The sequence below is a fragment of the Phenylobacterium sp. genome, assembly GCF_020253645.1.
Lineage (GTDB): Bacteria > Pseudomonadota > Alphaproteobacteria > Caulobacterales > Caulobacteraceae > Phenylobacterium.
In genome coordinates, this window is sequence record NZ_JADCBG010000216.1 from 1 (window position 1) to 2,720 (window position 2,720).

At 69.8% G+C, this 2,720-nt stretch carries 3 protein-coding genes and 1 pseudogene; all 4 read left to right on the forward strand.

What is annotated here, in order from left to right; genetic code table 11:
• Nucleotides 1–130 precede the first annotated feature (130 nt).
• Nucleotides 131–424 (forward strand): hypothetical protein, encoded by a 294-nt coding sequence (locus INE98_RS13970; protein ID WP_293539707.1) that lies wholly within the window; start codon nucleotides 131–133, stop codon nucleotides 422–424.
• Nucleotides 425–549: 125 nt separating this feature from the next.
• Nucleotides 550–1,626: a peptide chain release factor 1 gene (gene prfA / locus INE98_RS13975; protein ID WP_293539708.1), complete on the forward strand. Its 1,077-nt coding sequence runs from the start codon at nucleotides 550–552 to the stop codon at nucleotides 1,624–1,626.
• Nucleotides 1,626–2,390, forward strand: a complete 765-nt coding sequence (locus INE98_RS13980; protein WP_293539710.1) for an MOSC N-terminal beta barrel domain-containing protein — start codon at nucleotides 1,626–1,628, stop codon at nucleotides 2,388–2,390. Before prfA ends, INE98_RS13980 begins: the two co-directional genes overlap by 1 nt.
• Nucleotides 2,387–2,720, forward strand: a pseudogene (locus INE98_RS13985) (protein-(glutamine-N5) methyltransferase, release factor-specific); the annotation flags it as partial. The gene INE98_RS13980 and the pseudogene INE98_RS13985, both read left to right, overlap by 4 nt.

Below are 2,720 nucleotides of genomic sequence, written 5' to 3' on the forward strand. Positions count from 1 at the left end.
ACTTGAACGCGCGTCCCCGAGCCCCACCTAAACTGGCTGCCGCGGCGGGTCCGTCGATGGCGAACGGAAGCGCCGCTTGAAAGGCCGTTCATGGCTCGATGAGGCGCCGCTTCGCAAAGAGGAGAGAGCCATGTCTGCGGACGGCAACTGGAAGATCACGATCAACACCCCGATGGGCGCTCAGGAAGTGAACGCCTCCATCACCACCAATGGCGACACCTTCACCGGCAAGACGACGGGCCGCATGGGCGACCAGGAAATCTCCGGCAAGGTCGACGGCGACAAGCTGATCTGGTCCTCGTCCATCACCAGCCCGATGCCGATGACCCTGGAGTTCGAAGCCACCGTCAGCGGCGACAGCCTGTCGGGCAACGTCAAGCTCGGCGCCTTCGGCAACGCCTCGCTGAGCGGCGTTCGCGTCTGATCCCGCGCGGATCGCGGGCGGCCCGGATCGGGTCGCCCGCCCCTGCGCCGGCCGCCCCGGGATTTGGCAAGCCGAGCGCGGCGGGCTAGAAGCCCGCCTTAACTGTTCCCTGAAGATCCCGCCCCTTGCGCCTCCCCCAAGCCCGCCTCGACCAGGTTCTCGGCCGCTTCCATGAGATCGAGGCCCGGATGTCCGCCGCCTCCGATGGGGCGGAGATCGTGCGCCTGTCACGGGAGCACGCCGAACTGAAGCCTGTGGTCGAAGCGGTCCGCTCCCTGGAGAAGACACGGGCGGAGGCGCCGGAACTGGAAGAAATGGCTGTCTCGGGCGACCCGGACATGTCCGCCCTCGCCCGGGACGAGCTGGAGGCCTTGAAGGCCCGCCTGCCGGCGCTTGAACGCGAGGTCGCGCTCCTGCTTGCGCCCCGGGACCGGGACGAGAACGCCTCGGCCATCCTCGAGGTCCGCGCCGGGACCGGCGGCGACGAGGCGGCGCTCTTCGCCGGCGACCTGTTCCGCATGTACCAGCGCTACGCCGCCCTCCACGGCTGGCGGGTGGAGATCGACTCCGTCTCCGAGGGCGAGGTCGGCGGCTACAAGGAGATCATCGCCTCCATCACCGGCGAGGGCGTCTTCGGCCGGCTGAAGTTCGAAAGCGGGGTCCATCGGGTCCAGCGGGTGCCCGAGACCGAGGCCGGGGGCCGCATCCACACCTCCGCCGCCACCGTCGCCGTCCTGCCGGAGGTGGAGGACGTGGACATCGAGATCCGCGAGGCGGACCTGCGCATCGATACCTACCGGTCGTCGGGAGCAGGCGGCCAGCACGTCAACAAGACGGACTCTGCGGTGAGGATCACGCATATCCCGACGGGGATCGTGGTCACCTCGTCTGAGAAGTCCCAGCACCAGAACCGGGCGCGGGCCCTCAAGGTGCTCCAGGCGCGGCTCTACGACCAGAAGCGCGAAGCCCTCGACACCGCCCGGGCCGACGCCCGGCGCAGCCAGGTGGGCTCTGGCGACCGCTCAGAGCGAATCCGCACCTACAACTTCCCGCAGGGGCGAGTGACGGACCACCGGATCAACCTGACCCTCTACAACCTGGCCAAGGTGCTTGAGGGGGAAGCCCTGGACGATATCATCAACCCGCTGATCGCCGAGGACCAAGCGGCCCGTCTGGCCAGCCTTGAGGCGGAGTTCGCCTGATGGAAGCCCTCATCACCGGCCTGTTCCGCTATCCCGTGAAGGGCTTCTCGGCCGAGCCCCTGTCCGAGGCCGAACTGGTCCCCGGCCGCGCCATCGCCCAGGACCGGCGATGGGTGGTCGAGAACGGTCCGTCGGGTTTCGACGCCGCCGCCCCGGCCTGGATCCCCAAGATGAAGTTCGCCGTCCTGGCCGCCCACCCGGTGGTGGCCGCGGCCCGGACGCGGGTGCAGGGCTCGGACATCTCGGCCTCGGCGCCCGGCCGGCCGGACTTCCACGGCGACCTCGCGGCGGCATCCGGGCGGGAAGGCTTCGGCGCCTGGGTCGAAGGGCTCCTGGGCGAGGACGCGCGCGACGGGGTCCGCGTCCTGCAGGCCCCGGACTACCATTTCCTCGACCATCCCCTTGGTCACATCTCCATCATCAACATGGCCAGCGTCCGCGACCTCGAGGCCCGGATCGGCAAGCCCGTGGACCCCCTGCGGTTCCGCGCAAACCTCTATGTCGAGGGCTGGCCCCCGTGGGTGGAGAACGACTGGAAGGGAAGGAATCTCCTGCTCGGCTTCGCCCGCGCCCAGGTCTTCGCCCCCATCGTCCGCTGCGCCGCCACCGAGGTGGACCCGCAGACGGCGGAGCGTGATCTTCCCCTCGTCGAACACTTGTTCGAGCAGTACGGGCACAGGCACTGCGGAATCTATGTCCAGGTCACCCATGGCGGGACCGTGCGGGTGGGCGACGCCTGCAGCACGCCGGGCGATCCCGAGTGACCCGCAACCTCCTCCAGGCCTGGCAGGGGGCGCGGGCCCGGCTGGAGGCGGCGGGGATCCCGGGTCCGGTGATCGACGCCCGGGTCCTGGTGGAGGCCGCCTGCGGCGTCACCCGGGCGGACATCGTCGCAGACCCCTACCGCGAGCTGGACGCCGGACAGGTCGAGCGGCTGGACGACTATCTGGAACGGCGCATCCGCCGGGAGCCGGTCAGTCACATCCTGGGCCGGCGCGGCTTCTGGAACCTCATGCTGGGCGTGACCCCGGACGTCCTGACGCCCCGGCCCGAGACCGAGGTCATCGTCGACCACGCCCTGCGCCTGTTTCCCG

What these genes read in the sequence shown, in the direction of transcription:
- INE98_RS13970 (WP_293539707.1), top strand. Translation starts at nt 131, where the DNA reads ATGTCTGCGGACGGCAACTGGAAGATCACGATCAACACCCCGATGGGC.
- INE98_RS13980 (WP_293539710.1), top strand. Translation starts at nt 1,626, where the DNA reads ATGGAAGCCCTCATCACCGGCCTGTTCCGCTATCCCGTGAAGGGCTTC.